Source organism: Pseudomonas sp. CP4 (assembly GCF_047758505.1).
In the GTDB taxonomy this organism is placed as follows: Bacteria; Pseudomonadota; Gammaproteobacteria; order Pseudomonadales; family Pseudomonadaceae; genus Aquipseudomonas; species Aquipseudomonas fluorescens_AO.
Genome location: NZ_CP180489.1, coordinates 4,152,905 through 4,173,665, shown reverse-complemented (window position 1 = coordinate 4,173,665; position 20,761 = coordinate 4,152,905). Strand labels below are relative to the sequence as shown.

21 protein-coding genes are annotated in these 20,761 nt (G+C 59.9%); 11 read left to right on the top strand and 10 right to left on the bottom strand.

Annotation, left to right across the window (positions count from 1 at the left end; genetic code table 11):
- Both ACMYUN_RS18735 and katB read right to left on the bottom strand, forming a co-directional pair.
- Positions 1-546, bottom strand: coding sequence for an ankyrin repeat domain-containing protein (locus ACMYUN_RS18735; protein ID WP_122506661.1), 546 nt, complete (start codon positions 544-546; stop codon positions 1-3).
- 60 nt (positions 547-606) lie between these two features.
- Positions 607-2,148 carry a catalase KatB gene (gene katB, locus ACMYUN_RS18730; protein WP_415761367.1) on the bottom strand — a complete coding sequence of 514 codons (1,542 nt, stop codon included), beginning with the start codon at positions 2,146-2,148 and terminating at the stop codon, positions 607-609.
- Positions 2,149-2,433: 285 nt separating this feature from the next.
- Between katB and mscL the strand changes: the two genes are divergently transcribed.
- A complete protein-coding gene (gene mscL / locus ACMYUN_RS18725) occupies positions 2,434-2,847 on the top strand; it encodes a large-conductance mechanosensitive channel protein MscL (protein WP_024014404.1) in 414 nt (137 codons plus the stop codon).
- A 45-nt stretch (positions 2,848-2,892) separates the two neighbouring features.
- On the opposite strand, the gene ACMYUN_RS18720 is transcribed toward mscL, so the two are convergent.
- Entirely contained in the window at positions 2,893-3,669 is a 777-nt protein-coding gene (locus ACMYUN_RS18720; RefSeq protein WP_039761742.1) for a ferredoxin--NADP reductase, read from the bottom strand.
- A 314-nt stretch (positions 3,670-3,983) separates the two neighbouring features.
- On the opposite strand from ACMYUN_RS18720, the gene ACMYUN_RS18715 reads away from it, so the two are divergent.
- Together ACMYUN_RS18715 and ACMYUN_RS18710 are read left to right on the top strand one after the other, a co-directional pair.
- Positions 3,984-4,694: an autoinducer binding domain-containing protein gene (locus tag ACMYUN_RS18715; protein ID WP_415761365.1), complete on the top strand. Its 711-nt coding sequence runs from the start codon at positions 3,984-3,986 to the stop codon at positions 4,692-4,694.
- A 174-nt stretch (positions 4,695-4,868) separates the two neighbouring features.
- A complete protein-coding gene (locus tag ACMYUN_RS18710; RefSeq protein ID WP_415761364.1) occupies positions 4,869-5,993 on the top strand; it encodes a methyltransferase in 1,125 nt (374 codons plus the stop codon).
- 72 nt (positions 5,994-6,065) lie between these two features.
- On the opposite strand, the gene ACMYUN_RS18705 is transcribed toward ACMYUN_RS18710, so the two are convergent.
- The 3 genes from ACMYUN_RS18705 to ACMYUN_RS18695 all read right to left on the bottom strand — a co-directional run bounded on the left by ACMYUN_RS18705 (position 6,066) and on the right by ACMYUN_RS18695 (position 8,767).
- Positions 6,066-6,233 (bottom strand): DUF2474 domain-containing protein, encoded by a 168-nt coding sequence (locus ACMYUN_RS18705; RefSeq protein WP_016773090.1) that lies wholly within the window; start codon positions 6,231-6,233, stop codon positions 6,066-6,068.
- 77 nt (positions 6,234-6,310) lie between these two features.
- Positions 6,311-7,318 (bottom strand): cytochrome d ubiquinol oxidase subunit II, encoded by a 1,008-nt coding sequence (cydB, locus tag ACMYUN_RS18700; protein ID WP_016773089.1) that lies wholly within the window; start codon positions 7,316-7,318, stop codon positions 6,311-6,313.
- 3 nt (positions 7,319-7,321) lie between these two features.
- Positions 7,322-8,767: a cytochrome ubiquinol oxidase subunit I gene (locus ACMYUN_RS18695; RefSeq protein WP_039761747.1), complete on the bottom strand. Its 1,446-nt coding sequence runs from the start codon at positions 8,765-8,767 to the stop codon at positions 7,322-7,324.
- A 472-nt stretch (positions 8,768-9,239) separates the two neighbouring features.
- Here ACMYUN_RS18695 and ACMYUN_RS18690 point away from each other — a divergent pair, with 472 nt between their 5' ends.
- The 3 genes from ACMYUN_RS18690 to ACMYUN_RS18680 all read left to right on the top strand — a co-directional run bounded on the left by ACMYUN_RS18690 (position 9,240) and on the right by ACMYUN_RS18680 (position 11,156).
- Positions 9,240-10,475 carry an MFS transporter gene (locus ACMYUN_RS18690; RefSeq protein ID WP_150742272.1) on the top strand — a complete coding sequence of 412 codons (1,236 nt, stop codon included), beginning with the start codon at positions 9,240-9,242 and terminating at the stop codon, positions 10,473-10,475.
- Between the two features lie 100 nt (positions 10,476-10,575).
- The gene (locus ACMYUN_RS18685) at positions 10,576-10,854 is read left to right on the top strand and encodes a type II toxin-antitoxin system RelE/ParE family toxin (protein WP_038861219.1); all 279 of its coding nucleotides are present in this window, start codon (positions 10,576-10,578) and stop codon (positions 10,852-10,854) included.
- A 14-nt stretch (positions 10,855-10,868) separates the two neighbouring features.
- Positions 10,869-11,156, top strand: coding sequence for a HigA family addiction module antitoxin (locus tag ACMYUN_RS18680; protein ID WP_016773085.1), 288 nt, complete (start codon positions 10,869-10,871; stop codon positions 11,154-11,156).
- Between the two features lie 4 nt (positions 11,157-11,160).
- Here the strand turns inward: ACMYUN_RS18680 and ACMYUN_RS18675 are convergent, their stop codons facing one another.
- Together ACMYUN_RS18675 and ACMYUN_RS18670 are read right to left on the bottom strand one after the other, a co-directional pair.
- Positions 11,161-11,712: a DJ-1 family glyoxalase III gene (locus ACMYUN_RS18675; RefSeq protein ID WP_415761362.1), complete on the bottom strand. Its 552-nt coding sequence runs from the start codon at positions 11,710-11,712 to the stop codon at positions 11,161-11,163.
- A gap of 67 nt (positions 11,713-11,779) precedes the next feature.
- Positions 11,780-12,211, bottom strand: a complete 432-nt coding sequence (locus ACMYUN_RS18670; protein ID WP_415761361.1) for a DUF4879 domain-containing protein — start codon at positions 12,209-12,211, stop codon at positions 11,780-11,782.
- A gap of 235 nt (positions 12,212-12,446) precedes the next feature.
- Here ACMYUN_RS18670 and ACMYUN_RS18665 point away from each other — a divergent pair, with 235 nt between their 5' ends.
- From ACMYUN_RS18665 to ACMYUN_RS18650, 4 genes are all read left to right on the top strand, one after another.
- Positions 12,447-13,742: an NCS2 family permease gene (locus tag ACMYUN_RS18665; protein ID WP_039761753.1), complete on the top strand. Its 1,296-nt coding sequence runs from the start codon at positions 12,447-12,449 to the stop codon at positions 13,740-13,742.
- Positions 13,739-14,818, top strand: coding sequence for a tRNA (uridine(54)-C5)-methyltransferase TrmA (gene trmA, locus ACMYUN_RS18660; RefSeq protein ID WP_415761360.1), 1,080 nt, complete (start codon positions 13,739-13,741; stop codon positions 14,816-14,818). The genes ACMYUN_RS18665 and trmA overlap by 4 nt, the downstream gene beginning before the upstream one ends.
- A 194-nt stretch (positions 14,819-15,012) precedes the next feature.
- A complete protein-coding gene (gene aroQ / locus ACMYUN_RS18655) occupies positions 15,013-15,453 on the top strand; it encodes a type II 3-dehydroquinate dehydratase (RefSeq protein ID WP_415761359.1) in 441 nt (146 codons plus the stop codon).
- A 5-nt stretch (positions 15,454-15,458) separates the two neighbouring features.
- The gene (locus ACMYUN_RS18650; RefSeq protein WP_415761358.1) at positions 15,459-16,313 is read left to right on the top strand and encodes a shikimate dehydrogenase; all 855 of its coding nucleotides are present in this window, start codon (positions 15,459-15,461) and stop codon (positions 16,311-16,313) included.
- Between the two features lie 118 nt (positions 16,314-16,431).
- Here the strand turns inward: ACMYUN_RS18650 and ACMYUN_RS18645 are convergent, their stop codons facing one another.
- Together ACMYUN_RS18645 and quiC are read right to left on the bottom strand one after the other, a co-directional pair.
- On the bottom strand, positions 16,432-17,109 hold the full coding sequence (locus ACMYUN_RS18645; protein ID WP_039761757.1) for a TetR/AcrR family transcriptional regulator: 678 nt from the start codon (positions 17,107-17,109) through the stop codon (positions 16,432-16,434).
- A gap of 102 nt (positions 17,110-17,211) precedes the next feature.
- A complete protein-coding gene (gene quiC / locus ACMYUN_RS18640) occupies positions 17,212-19,113 on the bottom strand; it encodes a 3-dehydroshikimate dehydratase QuiC (RefSeq protein ID WP_415761357.1) in 1,902 nt (633 codons plus the stop codon).
- A gap of 274 nt (positions 19,114-19,387) precedes the next feature.
- Between quiC and ACMYUN_RS18635 the strand changes: the two genes are divergently transcribed.
- Complete coding sequence (locus ACMYUN_RS18635; protein ID WP_415761356.1) at positions 19,388-20,725, top strand: MFS transporter; 1,338 nt, start codon at positions 19,388-19,390, stop codon at positions 20,723-20,725.
- Positions 20,726-20,761 lie beyond the last annotated feature (36 nt).

The window sequence follows — 20,761 nt, the reverse complement described above, 5'->3', positions numbered from 1 at the left end:
TCAGCGCGGCGCGGCAGTACGGATTTCGCCGCTGGCCAGACGCGCGGCACTGTTGCCCAGCGGATCCTCGGCATTGAGGTCGGCGCCCTTGGCTTTCAACGCATCAAGCAATTCCAGACGCTTGAACAGCCCGGCGTACATCGCCGCGGTCTGCCCGGCGCCGTTACGTTGGTCGGGGCTGCAATCGGTGGCCATCAGGCGCCGGGCGATCTGCAACTCGCCTTTGAAAATCGCGCCCATCAGCGCCGTGTTGCCGCGCTGGTCCTGAGCACAGGCATCCGCGCCCGCTGCCAACAGTCGCTCAACCGCCGGCACCTGACCGTGATAAGCCGCCAGAATCAGTGCGGTGTAACCCTTGCTGTCGCGGGTATCGAGGGAATAGCCGGAGTCGATAAAGGTCTCGAGCATCGGCACGTCGCCACGCCGTGCGGCGTCAAAGTAGTAATCCTGCAACTGCGCCTTGATTGCCTCGGGGCTTTGCTCGACCGGTGCCGCCCACGCGCTGAACGACAGGCACCCGGCCAGGCATAAAAGAAAAATACGCATCGAGCACTCTCCTTGAACGCACGCGAGGCAAGACAAACCCTCGCGTGCGCCGCATCGCTATCAGTCGGTCAGTTTGGCCGCCAGTGCTTTCACACGGCTGAGGTCGCCCTTGGCCACTTCGGTCACACCGCTGCCGTACTCAGGGTCGGCCTTGTACAGGAAGGACAGGATGATGTGCTTGCTCTCATCATCGGTGGTGGCCAGCGAGCCGCCGAAGCTGTCGATCAGGTCGCGGCGTTCCTGCTTGCTGTACGAGCGATACAGATCACCGGCCTGCTTGAAGTTCTGCTCACGCTGAATCTTCGCCTGCTGGGTGGTGCCCGCCAGCGCCGATTGGCTGTAACGCGCCGATGGCGTCTCTTCACGCGGTTGCAGACGGCTTGGCTGGTAGTTGACGCCGGACTGGCTGGCGCCGAAATTCATCGCACCATCCTGATTGCCATTGTTCACTGCGGTTTTCGGTGCGTTGATCGGCAATTGCAATGCGTTGGCACCGAGGCGATACATCTGCGTATCGGCATAAGAGAACACTCGGCCCTGCAACAAACGATCTTCCGAAGGCTCGATACCCGGAACTACGTTGGCGGGTGCCATGGCCACTTGTTCGGTTTCCTGGAAGACATTGGCCGGGTTACGGTTCAAGACCATCTGTCCAACTTTGCGCTCCGGAATACCCGGCCAGATCTTGGTTGCATCCAATGGATCGAAATCAAACTTGGACAAATCCTGTGGCTTCAGAACTTGCACGTACAAGTCCCACTTCGGAAAGTTGCCTTTATTGATATTGCTGACCAAGTCATTGGTCATATGGCTGTAATCCTGACCCTGAACTTTGCCAACCTGTTTCGGCCGCAGATTATTAATCCCCTGCAAGCTCTTCCAGTGAAACTTCACATAGTGAACTTCATTTTTTGCATTGATCAGCTTGTAGGCATGAACGCCATTACCATCCATTTCGCGATAACTGGCCGGGGTACCGTAGTTGGAATACAACTCGGTCAGTGTGCGGGTCGCTTCCGGTACATGGGAGAAGAAATCGAACCGGCGAGAATCGTCGTCCAGGTTGGTGCGCGGATCGGGCTTGAAGGCGTGCACCATGTCCGGGAACTTGATCGCATCGCGGATGAAAAAGGTCGGGAAGTTGTTGCCGACCAGATCCCAATTGCCGTCAGCGGTGTAGAACTTGGTGGCGAAACCGCGCGGATCGCGCAGGGTTTCCGGGGAGTGGTTGCCGTGCACCACCGCCGAAAAGCGTACGAACACTGGGGTGCTCTGGCCGGCGGCGAATACCTTGGCCTTGCTCAGGTCACTGAGGTCATCGGTCACGGTGAACGTGCCGTGAGCGCCGGTGCCGCGTGCATGCACCACGCGCTCGGGGATGCGTTCGCGATCGAAGCGCTGCAGCTTCTGGATCAGTTGCACATCCTGCAGCAGTACCGGGCCGCTGGCGCCAGCGGTTTGCGAGTTCTGATTGTCACCGACCGCAGCGCCGTTATCGCGGGTCAGCGGAGCGGCATTGACTGAAAAGGTCAGCAGGCTGGCGGTCAGTACACCGAAGGTGCGGCGATGGGGAAAAGCCCCCAGTCCAGGAATGGATGTCATATCAGGTTCCTCTGGTTTTATTGGGCGCATCCAGGTGCGCCACGCCAAGGCTAGAGGCCTGTGCAGCGGAACATAAATAGAAAGAACGTAACACCATGATTGAAGAAATTGGCTGTGCAATCAGCGCTTTAGCGCGTATTTCGCGCGCGATTGCTGGCACTTTGCAAACTAATCGTCAATTGATGTGTCGATAAAAACGGGCATTGTAAGAAGGTGTTTCGCGCAGGAGGCGTTTCGCTGATTTACACTGCCTACACCAAACTCATCTGTAACAAGGAAATAACTATGGGCGTGCTTAGCGAGTTCAAGGCCTTCGCGGTCAAAGGCAATGTGGTCGACATGGCCGTCGGTATCATCATTGGCGCAGCGTTCGGCAAGATTGTTTCGTCGTTTGTCGGCGACGTGATCATGCCGCCGATCGGCCTGTTGATCGGTGGGGTCGATTTCAGTGATCTGGCCGTCACGCTCAAAGCCGCCCAGGGCGATGCGCCCGCCGTGGTGTTGGCTTACGGCAAATTCCTGCAGACGGTGCTGGATTTCGTGATTGTCGCTTTCGCGATCTTCATGGGCGTCAAAGCCATCAACCGCCTCAAGCGCGAAGAAGCCGTAGCACCCACTGCGCCGCCGATCCCGAGCAAGGAAGAGCAACTGCTGGGCGAAATCCGCGACCTGCTCAAGGCGCAGAACGAGCGGCCCTGAGGCATTTGCTTCACATTGAAACGGCACCTGCGGGTGCCGTTTTCGTTACCAGTAATTCTCTACCGCGACCTGCCCCGGCTTGCGCGTCAGGCTCAGGCGCATGTCGCGCTGCTTGAGCAAGGCGCGGGTGTCGTCGATCATCTGCGGATTGCCGCACAGCATCACCCGCGAATGCTCTGGCGAGAGCTCAACGCCCGCCGCTCGCTCCAGTTCGCCATTTTCGATCAACGTGGTGATCCGGCCCTGCAGCGCGCCGGGATGCGCTTGGCGGGTCACAGTGGGGATGAATTGCAGCTTGTGGGCGTATTCGCTCAGATAGTCACGTTGCGCCAACCCGGCGATCAACTCCTGATAGGCCAGTTCCCGCGCCTCCCGCACGCTGTAAACCAGAATGATCCGCTCGAATTTCTCCCAGACTTCGAAGTCCTGCAGGATCGACAGAAACGGCGCCACCCCGGTGCCGGTGGACAGTAGCCAAAGGTCCCGGCCGTCGACAAAGCGATCCAGCGTCAGATAACCGAACGCCTGGCGCTCCACCATCAAAGTGTCGCCGACCTGGAGTCGGCTCAACTCACTGGTGAATTCACCGCCCGGCACAACGATGGAAAAGAACTCGAGAAACTCGTCGAACGGCGACGACACCATCGAATAGGCGCGCCAGACCGTGCTGCCATCGGCCTTGGTCACGCCCAGCCGGGCGAACTGGCCGGCACGAAAGCGAAAGCCGGGATCGCGGCTGGTGCGCAGCGTGAACAGGTTCGGGGTCAACGGTTGCACATCGAGCAAGGTCTGGCTGGTGTACTTCTCGGCGCTGGCAGTCATGAGGCACTCCTTGAAACGATTACCCTCAGTGTCCCGCAAAATCGCGCTGCCAAACACCTGTCATTGGTAATGGTATTAACAGGATCGGCACCGCGCATTCGACTTTTCGTCAATCCTGGATCTAGAGCAATAACTTTAAGATGCCAATTAAAATATAACAGCATGTATTGCTAAGAACGCTTTATAAAAAACATCAAAGTTTCAATCTCGAAATAATGTAAGGCGATTCGCAGGAAAGATCCTACACTTCGATTCGTGCCGGATCTTTTGGATCCATTCGGCGCCCCGATATCAGGCTATGGAGGCGATAGTTCATGGAAACGTGGAAGGAATCACAATTGAAACAACTGACATTTGCCAAGGGCATAGAATCAGCTTACGCAATATTGCTGAGATTCGCCGAAAACCTGGGCTTTAATTTCTGCGCAATCGCAGTCACCTCACCGAATCGCGAAGTGCATCTTAACGCCTTGCAAATCAATAACTATCCGAAAGAATGGAACGTCCAGTACAAAAAACAGAACTACCGCAATATTGATCCGGTAATAGCGCACTGCAATCACTCAATATTGCCGATCGTTTGGGAGGAGACCGTGTTTTCAGACGCGCCCGAACTGTGGCAGGCGCTGAAACAGAACGGGCTGCAACATGGCTGGTCGCAAGCGTTTCATGACGAAGCCAGCGGTTTGTGCAGCATCATCAGCCTGGCGCGTACTCATTGCCCGATCAGCCCGCTCGAGCTGTATGAGCATTATGGTTATCTGTTCTACGCCAACCGGCACCTCAGCGAACTGTATGCCCGCACCGTTCCTGTTCAGGCCAAGCCCAGCAGGCCCAGGCTATCGTCTCGGGAGTTGGAGATCATGAAATTGTCCGCCGTGGGCAAGACCGCTCACGATATTTCGCGGATCCTGAGCCTGAGCGAGCGCACCGTTAACTACCATGTGCAAAACGTCATCGAGAAATTCAACGTCTGCAACAAGATTTCTGCGGTGATCGCGGCCGCCCGTGCCGGAATCATCTGAATAACCCAGGGGTAACGCGCCTCAATCCCGCATGTATTTACACGCAAAAAAACGTACCATTGCGGCCTCTCCGAGTGATGACGCAACCTGCTTGCATCGCTGTCCACTCGGTAGGATCCCGTCGCACGACAGCCAGCAACGGGACACCCGCCGAATATCCTGAGTCCCCGCCCCATGCCTTTGCTCGAAACGCCTTTCGCTCAACTCGACCTGATCCGCCAGCCCGAACAGCAGAATGAACCGCTGCAAGCCTTCGATGCGGCGGACGAATACCTGCTCAATTATCTCGCCAGCGAACAACCGGCAAGCAGCACTCGCGTGCTGGTGCTCAATGACAGCTTTGGGGCGTTGGCGATCAGTCTGCTGGGCAAGGTCGAGGTGAGCAGCAGCGGCGATTCGTTCCTGGGTTTTATCGGGCTGGAAAAGAACCTGCTGCGCAATGGCCAGGCATTCGACGCGATCCGCCCGATACCGGCCAGTGAGCCTTTGGTCGGGCCGTTTGATCGGGTGCTGATCCGAGTCCCCAAAACCCTGGCGCTATTGGAAGAGCAGTTGATCCGCCTGCAAGGGCAACTCGCTCCCGGCGCGCAAGTGATCGCGGCGGCCATGGTCAAGCATCTGCCCCGTGCCGCAGGCGATCTGCTGGAGCGCTACGTCGGTCCGGTGCAGGCATCGCTGGCGGTAAAAAAGGCGCGACTGCTGATCGCCACGCCTGAAACCAAAGTGCTCGCCACATCGCCCTACCCGACTCGCTATCGCCTCGACGAACCAGCGATCGAACTGCTTAACCACGCCAACGTGTTCTGCCGCGAAGGCCTGGACATCGGCACTCGCGCATTTCTCCCGCATCTGCCAAAGAACCTTGGCAACGCGCGGGTCGCCGATCTCGGTTGCGGCAACGGTGTGCTGGCGATTGCCAGCGCCCTGCAGAACCCGGATGCGCATTACACGCTGGTCGACGAATCGTTGATGGCGGTGCAATCGGCTGCCGAGAACTGGCGCGCGGCATTGGGCGATCGCGAAGTCATCGTGCGCGCTGGCGATGGTCTGGCCGGGCAGGCGCCACAGTCGCTGGACGTGGTGCTGTGCAACCCACCGTTCCATCAGCAGCAGGTGGTCGGCGATTTCCTCGCCTGGCGCATGTTCCAGCAGGCGCGCGAGGCGCTGGTGGTCGGTGGTGCGCTGTACATCGTCGGCAACCGGCATCTGGGCTATCACAGCAAACTGGCGCGCCTGTTCCGTGGTGTCGAGCAAGTCGCGGCGACGCCAAAATTCGTCATCCTTAAGGCGCGCAAATAGATTTCGCGCATAAAAAAACCCTCCGTGAGGAGGGTTGCGAGTCCATATCCGAAGGCGCCGGGACGGGATGTCTCAGTGAGTGGTCAAACCTGCGGCATTCATGAACATGCGCATCAGGCTGGCGGCGATGAACAACACGCCGACACTGCCAACCCAGATCAGGGCCAACCAGCCGAGCCGCTGCCACAGCGGCTTTTTTTCGGCTTCTTCAATGTCGTGCAGAGAATGTTTGCCGGTCATTTTCTTCAAACCTCTTCAAAATTGATGGCGCCGCTGGCGACGCCATCGCGGGCAAGCCCGCTCCCACAGGGTTTCGCTTAGTGGTAACCGTCTTCGTGGGTGACCTTGCCGCGGAACACGTAATAGCTCCAGAAGGTGTAACCCAGGATGAACGGGATGATGAACAGCGTGCCCACCAGCATGAAGCCCTGACTTTGCGGCGGCGCAGCGGCGTCCCAGATCGAGATCGACGGCGGCACGATGTTCGGCCACAGGCTGATGCCCAGGCCGCTGTAGCCGAGGAAGATCAGCACCAGGGTCAGCAGGAACGGCGTGTAGTTGGCATTGCGTGCCACCGCGCGGATCAGGCCGTACAAGGTGACCAGCACCAGAATCGGCACCGGCATGAACCAGAACAGGTTCGGCATACTGAACCAGCGCGAGGCGATTTCCGGATGCGACAGTGGCGTCCACAGGCTAACGATACCGATCACTGCCAACAGAACAAACGCAAGCGGCCGCGCCAGGTCATGCATCTGCTCCTGCAACTTGCCTTCGGTTTTCATGATCAGCCAAGTACAGCCGAGCAAGGCATAGGCCACCACCAGCGCCGCACCGCAGAACAGCGTGAACGGGGTCAGCCAATCCAGTGAACCACCGGCGAACTGGCGATTGACCACCGGCAGACCATCGATGAACGCACCGAGCGCCACGCCCTGAAAGAACGTCGCCGCGATCGAACCACCGATGAATGCCTTGTCCCACAGATGCCGTTTTTCATCCTTGGCCTTGAAGCGGAACTCGAAAGCCACGCCACGGAAGATCAGGCCCATCAACATGAAGATCAGCGGCAGGTACAGCGCCGACAGCACTACCGAATAGGCCAGCGGGAATGCGCCGAACAACGCCGCGCCGCCCAGCACCAGCCAGGTCTCGTTGCCGTCCCACACAGGGGCGACCGTGTTCATCATCACGTCGCGATCGGTCTTGCCTGGCACGAACGGGAAGAGAATGCCGATGCCCAGGTCGAAGCCGTCCATGACCACGTACATCATGATGCCGAAGATGATGATCACGGCCCAGATCAGCGGAAGATCAATACCCATGAGTCAAATCTCCTTGGTCAAGCGAGTGTTGTCTTCGTGCTCGCCCTCGGCCGGATCGTCGGCTGCGGACAATGGACGCGCCGGAGTGCGTTTCTTGCCTGGACCACCGTCCGGCGTGTCGCTGCCTTCGCTGATCTTCGGCCCTTTGCGCACCAGACGCATCATGTAGCCAAGACCTGCGCCGAACAGCGCGAAATAGACCACGACGAACATGATCAGGGTGATGCTCATCTGCATGAAGCTGTGGTTGGACGAAGCATCCGCAGTGCGCATCAGGCCGTAGACCACCCACGGCTGACGGCCGATTTCCGTGGTGAACCAGCCGGCGAGAATCGCGATCAGCCCGGACGGCCCCATCCACAAGGCCAGATGCAGGAACGGACGTGAGGTGTACAGCGAGTCACGCTTGCGCAGCCACAGGCTCCACAGACCGGTGAAGATCATCAGGAAACCGAGGCCGACCATGATCCGGAACGACCAGAACACAATGGTCGAATTCGGCCGGTCTTCGGGTGGAAACTCCTTCAGCGCCGGCACTTGTTTGTCCAGCGAGTGCGTGAGAATCAGGCTGCCGAGATAGGGAATCTCCACGGCAAACTTAGTGCGTTCTTCTTTCATGTCCGGCCAGCCGAACAGGATCAGCGGCGTGGCTTCGTCGCCATGGTTTTCCCAGTGGCCTTCGATCGCCGCGATTTTAGCCGGCTGATGCTTGAGCGTATTGAGGCCGTGGAAGTCGCCGATCACCGCTTGAATCGGCGCGACGATCAACGCCATCCACATGGCCATCGACAGCATGGTGCGGATCGCCGGGTTGTCCCTGCCCCGCAGCAGGTGCCAGGCCGCTGAAGAGCCGACGAAAAACGCCGTCGCGACGAATGCGGCAGTCGCCATGTGCATCAGGCGGTAGGGGAATGACGGGTTGAAGACAATGGCCAGCCAGTCGGTCGGAATCACCTGGCCGTTAACGATTTCAAAACCTTGCGGGGTCTGCATCCAGCTGTTGGAGGCGAGAATCCAGAAGGTCGAAATCAGCGTGCCGATCGCCACCATCACCGTCGAGAAAAAGTGCAGGCCGCGCCCGACCTTGTTCCACCCGAACAGCATGACGCCGAGGAAACCGGCCTCGAGGAAGAACGCCGTGAGCACTTCATAAGTCAGCAACGGCCCGGTGACGGCGCCGGCGAAGTCGGAGAAACGACTCCAGTTGGTGCCGAACTGATAGGCCATGACCAGTCCGGAGACCACACCCATGCCGAAGTTGACGGCAAAAATCTTCGACCAGAAATGGTAGAGGTCACGGTAGGTATCGTTGCGGGTTTTCAGCCACAGGCCTTCGAGCACCGCCAGGTAACTCGCCAGGCCGATGGTGATGGCCGGGAACAGAATGTGGAACGAGATGGTGAACGCGAACTGAATTCGGGCGAGATCGAGAGCCTCTAAACCGAACATATGGCTTCCTCTGTCAGGTAGTACGGGTAGCGGACCCGGAGGCCTGCAACCACTGCCCCCACGGATATGGAGTGCGGCGAATTCGGATTCGTTCTTTTTTTACAACCATCGCAACGTAGGGAGTCTGGCCAACTGGCCGTCAGATCGGTTCCGCATGCGGTCTTGATCTGGATCAAGCAACGTTGAAAGAGTAGTCCCATTTTTGCCAATGAACTGCGTGGTCGTTTGCCGCGTGGCAAGTTGCCTCACTCCTGTGGCGAGGGGATTTATCCCCGTCCGGCTGCGCAGCAGTCGTCGTCGTTTCGAGATTTTGGGGCCGCTGCGCGACCCAACGGGGATAAATCCCCTCACCACAGGGCTGATTGTCAGCATGAGAGATCGATGTCTGGCTAACTGAATTGTTTCTCGCAGCAACTTCCTGTTACAGACTGGTGATAATCTCGCCGTTCACTCGTCCAAGACCTGCCTTCAGATGCCCATACAAGAGCCCCTGCTGTTACGTCACCATCGTCCGTTCATGGCCTTCTGGCTGGCGCGGATATTCACTGCCAGCGGGTTTCAGATGCTCACCGTGGCGATTGGCTGGAACCTCTATCAACTGACCGGCAACGTGCTGGATCTGGGTCTGGTCGGGCTGGTGGAATTTGCTCCGCGCGTGCTGTTCATGCTGCACACCGGCCATGTCGCTGATCGCTACGATCGGCGCAAGGTCGCCGCGCTCTGTCAGTCGTTGCAGGCACTGATCGCCTTGGCGCTGGCCATTGGCAGTGCCACCGATCACGTCACTCGCGAGATGATTTTCATCCTCGCCTTTTTGCTCGGCGCGGCGCGTTCGTTCGAGATGCCAACGACCCAGGCGCTGCTGCCCAGCATCGTTCCGAGTGCACTTTTCCCCCGTGCAGTTGCCGCCGCGCAATCAGCGCAACAGTCGGCGACCATCGTCGCCCCGGCACTTGGCGGCTTGCTCTATGCGTTCGGCAGCGTCTGGGTCTACGGCCCGACCGTGCTGCTGTATGTGATCGCCTGCGCGCTGATGCTCAACCTGCCAGCACGCCAGACGCCATTGAATAAAGGCAAAGCCACGCTGGACTCGCTGCTGGCGGGGATTCGCTTTATCCGCAGCCGTCCGGACATCCTCGGCGCGATCTCGCTGGACCTGTTTGCCGTGTTGCTGGGCGGCGCCACGGCGCTGCTGCCGGTGTTCGCCAAGGACATTCTGCTGACCGGCCCGTGGGGTCTTGGCCTGTTGCGCTCAGCGCCGGCGGTGGGTGCGTTGCTGATGTCGCTGTTTCTGGCGCGGTTTGCCGTGGAACGCAATGTCGGCCGGGTGATGTTCACCGCCGTTGGCATCTTCGGCGTCGCTACCATCGCTTTCGGCCTGTCGACCTCGTTCTGGTTCTCGCTGGCGGTGCTGGTGGTGCTCGGCGCGGCGGACATGATCAGCATGGTCATCCGCGCCTCGTTCGTACAGCTGGAAACCCCCGACGAAATGCGCGGCCGGGTCAGCGCAGTCAACGGGCTATTCATCGGCGCATCAAACCAGTTGGGCGAATTCGAGTCCGGCCTCACCGCCCACTGGTTCGGCACCGTGCCGGCGGTGGTCATGGGCGGGATCGGCACGCTGGTGGTGACGGGGACGTGGATCAAACTGTTTCCGACGTTGGCGAATCGGGATCGGATGCATGTGCCGGTGGAAGAGAAGGTCTGAGGTTTTTGGAAAAAACGCACCTGCTCAGCACATATCAAGCGACAACGTGCGGTACATAGTTACCGCACTGAGTGTAATGTATCGCCTTACACTCGCCGCCATGATCAAATCCTTTCAGCACAAAGGCCTTCGTGGCTTCTATGAAACAGGTACGACTCGTGGAATTCGTGCCGACCATGCAAAACGGCTGTCGCGCATGTTGCAGTTCATGGATCGAGCGACACTTCCCGGCGATCTGGACTTGCCGGGCTGGCGCCTGCATCCGTTGAAAGGCGAGCTGAGTGAATACTGGTCGCTCAGCGTTTCAGGCAACTGGCGAGTGATCTTTCGTTTTGTCGGTTCGGATATCGAATTGGTCGATTATCTGGACTACCACTGACAGGAGGCAGGCTCATGCCCATGCACAACCCGCCACACCCCGGTGAAACCCTGCTGCTGGATGTCTTGCCCGAGCTTGGTATCAGCGTGAGCGAATTGGCCCGGCACCTTGGCTTTGCACGCCCGCATCTTTCGCGCGTACTGCACGGACACGCGCCAATCAGCCCGGATCTGGCAGTACGACTTGAGCGTGCAGGGATCGGCAAGGCGCGCGTTTGGCTAGGCGTCCAAACCGACTACGATCTTTGGCAAGCGGAGCACCGTGAGCAACCAATGATAGAACCCCTCGCAGCCCACGGCTGACCCGTCAGGCCATCAACTCCCCCGCCACCCTCGCCCGCAACGCCTTGCCGCCAAGCTGCTCAACCAGGGTCAGGGCAAATTCCAGTGCCGCGCCCGAGCCTTGGGCGGTGATGCAGTTGCCGTCGACCACCACCGGTTGATCAACAAACGTACAGCCTGATAGTTGGTGGCTGGCGCCGGGCAGGCAGGTCATGCGTCGCTGGCGCAGCACGCCTGATGCCTGAAGGGCGGTGGCTGGGGCTTCGCCGATGGCAGCGAACAGGCGGCCGGCGCTGGCTTGGTCCTTGAGCAACTGCTGCAAGGGCTGATGCACCGCCAGATGCCGGGAACCGACGTCGCCGCCCGGCAGGACGATCAGGTCGAAGCTCTGTGCCAGTACATCGACGAGCATGCCGTCGGCAGTCAACCGGGTGCCGCGAGCGCAGGTCAGCATGCGTCGGCCTTCGATGCTGGCGGCGACCACTTCGATGCCGGCGCGGCGCAGTACGTCGATCAGGGTCACGCTTTGCAAATCATCGATGCCCTCGGCGAGGGCAATCAGGGCTCTGGAAGTCATGGGTGCTTTCCGCTGGGTAGTCTGTAAAGCGTAGTCAGCTTTGTCCCAGCCTGTTCGCAGACAGCCGTTACTTGATGTAAAGCTGAGCCGAGAGCGTGTTGCGCGGAGCGTTGATCGAGGTGTTGCTGAAGCTGAAGGTGCCTTGCTGTTTGCCGGCCAGATCGAAGGTATACAGAGAACCGACGGTTTTGCTGCCTGGGGTACATTCGGTGAGATTGCCACTATCGAAGGCACACACCGGGCCTCGTGTGCCGTTGACCTCGAAGCCATCCAGCGTCACGTGTGGCTGGTTCTGGCCATAGCCGACTTCCAGCACGTAGACCTTGATATTCGGCCCGCTGTGATCGCATTGGGTTTGCGGCTGGTTATCGGCGATATCTTCCAGGCCGCACGACGGCGACTGCACTTTGATCACCTTCACTTGGGTCAACGGCGGCGCAGAAGCTGCCAAAGCCGGGACTGCCGCCACTAGCGCTGCAATCCATCCGAAAATCTTCATCCCGCCGTTGCCCATGCATGCCCACTCCAAAAAATCAGCGCGCAGTATGGCGCAGTTATCGGCTGCGCAAAACTTCGCCGACGATCGACACCAACATCCGCCAAATTCCTCACGCGGCTGGTATGATGCGCGGCTTTTTCCGGCCCACGACAATTTTCCAGGCGCTTGCGACGGTCTGTGCTTTGCTGTTGAGGTCGATACATTCACGGCGCCACGCGCGCCACGGGGAGCAGACATGCTGGAAAGGCTGTTTCAACTCAAGGCACACAACACCAACGTGCGCACCGAAATTCTCGCGGGCGTCACGACTTTCCTGGCCATGGCTTACATTCTGTTCGTCAACCCGAGCATCCTCGGCGAGACCGGCATGGACAAGGGCGCGATCTTCGTCGCCACCTGTCTGGCGGCTGCCATCGGCTCGACCGTGATGGGCCTGATCGCCAACTACCCGATCGCCCTCGCTCCGGGCATGGGCCTGAACGCCTTCTTTACCTACACCGTGGTTCTGCACATGGGCCACACCTGGCAAGTGGCGCTGGGTGCGGTGTTCATTTCCGCCGTGCTGTTTTTCCTGCTGTCGATCTTCCGCATCCGTGAATGGATCATCAACGCCATCCCGCTGCCACTGCGCTCGGCAATCGCCGCCGGTATCGGCCTGTTCCTGGCATTGATTGCCTTGCACAACGCGGAAATCGTGGTTGGCAATTCGGCGACCATGGTCGGCCTCGGTGATCTGACCAAACCGGCACCGATCCTTGCGACAATCGGCTTCGCGGTGATCGTCGCCCTCGAAGCGCTGAAAGTGCGCGGCGCGGTGCTGATCGGCATTCTCGCTGTGACCATCGCCTCGATCGCGCTGAATGTCACCAAGTTCGGCGGCATCCTGTCGATGCCGCCGTCGCTGGCGCCGACCTTCCTGCAACTGGACATCAAAGGCGCACTGGACATCGGTCTGGTCAGCGTGATTTTCGCTTTCCTGTTCGTCGACCTGTTCGACAACTCCGGGACCCTGATCGGCGTCGCCAAGCGCGCCGGCCTGATGGGCAAGGACGGCCACATGCCGAAAATGGGTCGCGCGCTGATCGCCGACAGTACGGCGGCCATGGCCGGCTCGCTGCTGGGCACGTCGACCACCACCAGCTACATCGAATCCGCAGCCGGCGTCAGTGCCGGTGGCCGCACGGGCCTGACCGCCATCGTCGTGGCAATCCTGTTCCTGCTGGCGCTGTTCTTCTCGCCCCTGGCGGCCAGCGTTCCGGCGTTCGCCACTGCGCCAGCGCTGCTGTTCGTCGCCGTGCTGATGACATCCGGCCTGGCGGAAATAGACTGGGACGACATCACCGTGGCTGCGCCGGTTGTGGTTACCGCACTGGCCATGCCGTTCACCTATTCGATCGCCAACGGCATCGCCTTCGGCTTCATCGCCTGGACCGCCATCAAGCTGCTGTCCGGCCGTGCCCGTGAGCTGAACCCGGCACTGGTGATTCTGTCGATTCTGTTTGTGATCAAGTTGGGTTGGTTCAACGCATGAGTTTCGATTCCCAAGCCTACGCCGAACAACTCGAAGCCAAGGTCACGCGCTTGCGTGATCTGCTGGCGCCGTTCGATGCACCCGCGCCGACGGTGTTTGATTCGCCGTTGCAGAACTTCCGCCTGCGCGCCGAATTCCGCCTGTGGCGCGAGGGCGGCGAACGGCATTACGCGATGTTCTCTCAGGACGACAAGCGCACGCCGATCCTCATCGAGCAATTCCCGATTGCCAGCCTGCGCATCAACCAGTTGATGCCGCAGTTGAAGGCTGCGTGGCAGGCCAGTTCGGCGCTGAGCCACAAGCTGTTCCAGGTCGAATTCCTGACCACGCTGGCCGGCGACGCGATGATCACCCTGTGCTATCACCGGCCGCTGGACGAGCACTGGCACGCGGCAGCCACTCAGTTGTCGGCCGATCTCGGCGTGAGCATCATCGGCCGCTCCAAGGGCAAGCGCGAAGTGCTCGGTCAGGACTATGTCGTCGAGAAACTCGAAGTCGGCGGCCGCACCTTCAGCTATCGCCAGCCCGAAGGCGCGTTCACCCAGCCCAACGGCACGGTGAACCAGAAGATGCTCAACTGGGCATACGAAGCCTTGGGCGATCGCAGCGACGATCTGCTCGAGTTGTACTGCGGCAACGGCAACTTCACCCTGCCGCTGGCGACTCGCGTGCGCAAAGTGCTCGCCACCGAAATCAGCAAGACGTCGGTCAACGCTGCCTTGAGCAATCTCAGCGAAAACGCGGTGGATAACGTCACGCTGGTGCGCTTGTCCGCCGAGGAGCTGACCGAAGCGCTCAACGAAGTGCGCCCGTTCCGTCGCCTGCACGGCATCGATCTGAAGAGCTACGAATTCGGCAGCGTCTTCGTCGATCCGCCGCGCGCCGGCATGGACCCGGACACCTGCGAACTGACCCGGCGCTTCGACAACATCCTCTACATCTCCTGCAACCCGGACACCCTGGCGGCCAACATCGCCCAGTTGCATGACACCCACCGCATTACCAAGTGCGCATTGTTCGACCAGTTCCCGTGGACTCATCACATGGAATCCGGTGTGCTGCTGACCCGGCGTTGATTGCCTGTAGCTGATACGGAAAAGCCGTCGTGATTGACGGCTTTTTTGTGGGAATCTTTTGATCCGTGCGATCACCGAACACAAAACGCCTTGGTCATTTCCCGCCAATTGACCGATGTAACCATCTAGTACATTTTACCTCCACAGGCTGAACCCTCTCGGCCGATGCCAAAAACAATAAGTGGAGTTACCCCATGTCCCCTATCGTTCTGGTGCTTAACGGCCCGAACCTGAACCTGCTCGGCACGCGTGAGCCGGCGACTTATGGTCATGAAACCCTGGCGGATATTTCCGCGCTGTGTGGTCGCGCGGCTGACGAGTTCGGCCTGAACGTAGAATTTCGCCAGACCAATCATGAAGGCGAGCTGCTCGACTGGATTCACGCCGCGCGCGGTCGTTGTGCCGGGATCTTGATCAATCCGGCGGCGTGGACGCATACGTCCGTGGCGATTCGCGATGCCTTGGTTGCCAGTGAGTTGCCGGTGATCGAGGTGCACCTGTCCAACGTGCATGCCCGCGAGCCGTTCCGTCATCACTCGTTTGTTTCCGGCATTGCCACGGCGGTGATGTGCGGGTTCGGCAGCCATGGCTATCGCCTGGCGCTGGAGCATTTCAGTCAGCGGTTGCGGGGGTGAAGGCCATGTCACGTTCCAGAGTGATACTCGCCGGGCTGATCGGCGCGGGAATTCAGGCTTCGCGCACGCCGGCACTGCACGAACACGAGGGTGATGCGCAGGGCCTGCGTTATCTGTATCAGCTTATCGACCTCGATCAATTGCGTCTCGACAGCACGGCTCTGCCCGACTTGCTGCAAGCGGCGGAGCGGATGAATTACACCGGGCTGAACATCACCTTCCCGTGCAAACAGGCCGTCATCCCGCTGCTCGACGAATTGTCGCCGGAAGCCCGGGGCATCGGCGCGGTAAACACCGTGGTGCTGAAGGACGGCAAGCGCGTCGGCCACAACACCGATTGTCTCGGTTTCGCCGAGGGTTTTCGCCGGGGTCTGACGGACGCTGCCCGTGAACGTGTCGTCCAGATGGGCGCCGGTGGCGCTGGCGCGGCGGTGGCCCACGCGCTGCTCAGTGAAGGCGTACGGCAATTGACGATTTTTGATGTCGACCGCGAGCGTGCCGAGAGCCTGGCGAACAACCTGAATCAACATTTCGGCCCCGGTCGCGCGCAGGCCGGACTGGATTTGCCCGGGGCACTGGCGCAGGCCGAGGGTCTGGTCAACACCACGCCGATGGGCATGGCCAAGCTGCCGGGTTCACCGGTGCCCGCCGGGTTATTGCGCCAGGCAATGTGGGTCGCGGAGATCGTGTATTTCCCGCTGGAAACCGAACTGCTGCGCGACGCCCGTGCCTTGGGTTGCCGCACGCTGGATGGCGGCAACATGGCGGTGTTTCAGGCGGTAAAGGCCTTTGAACTGTTCAGCGGCGTGGCGGCGGATGCGCAGCGCATGCTTGAGCATTTTCAGAGCATGAATGCCTGAACAATAGGGTAACTCTTGTGGGAGCGAGCCTGCTCGCGAAGGCGTTGGGTCAGTCAACGAACATGGCGACTGACACACCGCTTTCGCGAGCAGGCTCGCTCCCACAGGGGACATCGAGTCAGGCCTTCAGGTAGCGCAACACCGACTCGCAGATCATCTCGCGATGACGCTGTTTGATGGTTTCATCCGGCAGGTCGATCTGGAAGATTTCCCCCAGCGTGTGGCGGTTCGACACGCGATAGAAGCAGAACGAACTGATCAGCAGGTGCACGTCCAGCGCATCGATGCCACGCCGGAACACACCCTCGTCCGCCCCCCGTTGCAGAATCCCGCCCAAGGTATCGAGGATCGTGTTGTTCAGCGCCTTGATCGCATCGGAACGCTTCACGTATTCGGCGTTGTGGATGTTTTCGATGCTGACGATGCGCACGAAATCGACGTTGCGGTCATGGTGATCGAAGGTGAATTCCACCAGTCGGCGGATCGCCAGTTCGGGCGGCAATTCGTCCAGATGCAGGCGGTTTTCCGTGCTGCGGATATCGCCGTAAAGTTTCTCCAGCACCTCGACATACAACTGCTCCTTGCTGCCGAAGTAGTAATAGATCATGCGCTTGGAGGTGTGAATGCGCTCGGCGATCGCGTCGACGCGGGCGCCGGACAGGCCCTGCTGGACGAACTCGACGATCGCCTCCTGCAGGATGTTCTCGCGGGTCTTTTCCGGGTTGTTCTTGCGACTCTTGCGCGGCACTGCGTCGGACTCGACAGCAGCGGCGGAAAGTTCTGAATTCATGGTCATCGCGGGCTCACGGCCATCACTGCACAAGCTGGCGATTATGGGCCGCGCGGGACAGTGAAGGAAGCCGCGCAGCCCGTGTTTGATCCCGCGTTTACGAATTCCCTACAACTTCGCCTGACGCACCGCGCCACTGCGCGATTTAGCCATCGCCGCCAGCCTGACGGCAACGTTGGCCGCGCCATAACCGGCGTAACCGTTCTTGCGCTGGATGATCTCGAAGAAGAAACGTCCCTCGAACGGCTCGGTGTAAACATGAAACAACTCGCCGCCCTGGGCATCACGGTCGTAGAGGACGTTGTAATAGGCCAGCTCGCTGAGAAACTCATCGTCGAAATCGAAGCGCGCCGCGAGGTCGTCGTAATAGTTCAGCGGGATGTCGAGCAGTGGCACGCCGGCTCCTTTGGCGCGACTGACCTGGGCGAAGATGTCGTCACAATCGAAGGCAATGTGGTGCACACCGGAGCCGCGATAACTCGATAGCGCATGAGAAATGGCGGTATTGCGGTTCTCGGAAATGTTCAGCGGCAAACGGATCGAACTGTCGCGACTGCGCAGTGCGCGGCTCTTCACCAGGCCGTACGGATCGGGCAAGACCACCTCATCGTCGGCTTCGAAATCCAGCAGGCTTTTGTAAAACAGCACCCAACTGTCGAGGCTGTCCGCCGGCAACGCCATGGCCATGTGATCGATACGCTTGAGGCCGCCGCCGGTCTGCACGTCGGGCAACAGATTGAAATCGGTGCCGTAAACGTCGGCGTCTTCATCGACCAGATAAATCAGGCTGCCGTCCGGTGCGCGCACCGCCGCCAGTTCCAGTTCATTCGGCCCGACCAGCCCGCGATAGGGCTGCCCCTTGTAAGCGACGGCGCGGGCCAGCGCACTGGCGCTGTCCTTGACCCGCACGGCCGTGGCGCACAGCGACGGGCCGTGGGCTTCGAAAAAGCTGTGGGCGAACGAATACGGCTCGGAGTTGAGGATAAGGTTGATATCGCCCTGACGCAGCAGGCTGACACTCTTGGACCGATGCTGGCCAGCCTTGGCAAAACCGAGGCGTTGCAGCCAGTGACTGAGCTTCGCGCCCAGCGCTTCGTCGACGGCAAACTCGAGAAATTCCACACCGTTGTATTCGCTGGCCGGCGGCGTTTCGAAAAGAATTTCACGGTTGGCCACCGGCGTCGCTTCCTGCTCGAGACGCTGACGGGTCTTCTCTTCCAGATACAGCAGCGAGCGCAAACCGTCGGCGGCGTTGGCCCGTGGCGGCGCGGCGCGGAAGCCGTCGTTGAAGATTTCCAGCGACAACGGCCCGGTATAGCCACTCTTGATGATCGGCGCGAGGAAACCCGGCAGATCGAATTCGCCCTGCCCCGGGAAACAGCGGAAATGCCGGCTCCACTCCAGCACATCCATGGCCAGGATCGGCGCGTCGGCCATTTGCACGAAGAAGATCTTGTCGCCGGGGATATCGGCGATCGCACTCGGATCGCCCTTCAGCGACAGGGTGTGAAAGCTGTCGAGCAGCACGCCGAGGTTGGGGTGATCAGCCTGACGGACGATGTCCCAGACCTGTTGATAAGTATTGACGTGGCGGCCCCACGCCAGCGCTTCGTAACCGATGCGCAAGCCACGGGCGCCGGCGCGTTCGGCCAGCAGGCGCAAATCATCGACGAGGATTTGTTGATCGCCGACACTGTCCGGCGAGGCGTTGCTGCAGACCAGCACCAGGTCGGTGCCAAGTTCCTGCATCAGATCGAATTTGCGCTCGGCGCGCTCGAGATTGCGCGCCAGGCGATCGCGGCGGCAGCCTTCGAAGTCACGGAACGGCTGAAACAGGGTGATGGCGATGCCGAGATCGGCGCACATCTGTTTGATTTCCCGGGGACTGCCGTCGTAGTACAGGAGATCGTTTTCGAAAATCTCCACTCCGTCGAACCCGGCGGCGGCAATGGCTTCGAGTTTTTCCGGCAGGGTGCCGCTCAAGGAAACGGTGGCAATGGAACGCTGCATGTTTCAACTCCCGTTTGGAGACGGCGGCTGCGTGAGCCGCGCCGCTTTTATAGGATGAGCAAATTATTGGCTGCATCCCTGCGCGCAGCAATTTAAAGTGTACTACCCGGTTAGTTTTGCGTGCGATTATCGAACACTAAGGCGATTTGGCGAATTGACGATTTTTTGTTCACTGCCCAACATCGGTTGCACATCGAGTCCGGCCACTAACCACCGGGCAAGGTGTTCGACAGAAAAGAACACCAAATAACAAATCCAAAAACGGGTGGAACACATGATTCCTTCACAGACTTCCCGCATGGCTCCGGCCATGAGCACTGCCACGGGTGGCATTGGCGACAAGATCCGCGGCGCCATGGCCGTCGGCAAGACCCGCTGGGGCATGCTGGCGCTGGTGTTTTTTGCCACCACCCTCAACTACATCGACCGCGCCGCCCTCGGCGTCATGCAGCCGATCCTCGCCAAGGAAATGAGCTGGACGGCGATGGACTACGCCAACATCAACTTCTGGTTTCAGGTCGGCTACGCGATCGGGTTTGTCCTGCAGGGACGTTTGATCGACCGGGTCGGCGTCAAGCGCGTGTTCTTCTGCGCCGTGCTGCTCTGGAGCCTGTCGACCGGCGCCCATGGCCTGGCGACCTCAGCGGTCGGCTTCATGGTCTGCCGCTTTATCCTCGGCCTGACGGAAGCGGCCAACTATCCGGCCTGCGTGAAGACCACGCGCCTGTGGTTCCCGGCCGGTGAACGTGCAGTCGCTACCGGCATTTTCAACGCCGGCACCAACGTCGGCGCGATGTTCACGCCGATGCTGCTGCCTCTGGTCCTGCATGTGTGGGGCTGGCAAGCGGCGTTCCTGTGCATGGCGGCACTCGGCGGCATCTGGCTGCTGTTCTGGGGCTTGAAGTATTTCAATCCGGAAGATCACCCGACGGTGAAACAGTCGGAGCTCGATTACATCCAGCAGCAAGTCGAACCGGAACAGGCCCGCGTGCCGTTCAGCAAGATCCTGCGCATGCGCGGCACCTGGGCCTTCGCCCTCGCCTACTCGCTGACCGCGCCGGTGTTCTGGTTCTATCTGTACTGGCTGCCGCCGTTTCTCAATCAGCAATACAACCTCGGCATCAACGTGACGCAGATGGGTATTCCGCTGATCATCATTTACGTGACGGCTGACTTCGGCAGTGTCGGCGGCGGGATTCTGTCCTCGTTCCTGATCGGTCGCGGCATGAACTCGATCAAGGCGCGGCTGCTGTCGATGCTGCTGTTTGCCTGCTGCATCATCGGCGTGGTCATGGCCGCCGGCTCGGCGAACCTGTGGGTGGCGGTGGCGGCGATCTCGCTGGCAATCGGCGCGCATCAGGCCTGGACCGCGAACATCTGGAGCCTGGTGATGGACTACACGCCCAAGCACATGATGAGCACGGTATTCGGCTTCGGCGGCATGTGCGCGGCGATCGGCGGGATGTTCATGACCCAGATCGTCGGCCACATCCTCACCGTCACCAACAACAACTACACGGTGCTGTTCACGCTGATCCCGGCGATGTACTTCCTCGCACTGACGTGGATGTACTTCATGGCACCGCGCAAGATTCCGACTGTCAGCGAATAATCCCGCTACACACGTCAACCCTGTGGGAGCGAGCTC